The 394-nt window shown below is 63.2% G+C and carries 1 protein-coding gene; it reads right to left on the bottom strand.

Annotated features, from left to right (window positions below):
* On the bottom strand, nucleotides 1-215 hold a 215-nt coding region (locus ACNFOC_RS55770; protein ID WP_416966496.1), incomplete at its 3' end, for a helix-turn-helix domain-containing protein.
* Between the last annotated feature and the right edge of the window lie 179 nt (nucleotides 216-394).

The raw sequence follows: 394 nt of genomic DNA, 5'->3' as shown, positions 1-394 counted from the left end.
GGCACGTCGAGACGCTCGGCGAGCCTGAGCACCATGTCGCGCGAGGGTGCGGCGCGGCCGGTCTCGACGAAGCTGAGATGCCGCGCGGAGATCTCGGCCTCGCCGGCGAGATCCAGCTGACTCATGCGGCGGCGCTGCCGCCATTCGCGCAAATGATCGCCGATATGAACGGGCTGGCTGTGCCCGGCGGTTTCAGTGGATGCATGGGCGGTCATGATCGAAAACCTAGCATGCGGATTTTGCTCCATCCATTACCCCAGAGGTAATCGAACTGGGTCTCTGCCCAGCGCATCGTCGGTCACACAAGACGAGTTGAGTTCACACGAGGCCAGCCAACCATGGAGACCCCACGATGATTGACGCATCCACCTTCCTGCGCCGCGCGCTACTTGCC

The sequence above is a fragment of the Streptomyces colwelliae genome (assembly GCF_048158785.1).
Classification (GTDB): Bacteria; Actinomycetota; Actinomycetes; order Streptomycetales; family Streptomycetaceae; genus Streptomyces.
Note: the sequence above shows the minus strand (reverse complement) of the source record. Positions and strands in the feature narration are given on the sequence as shown.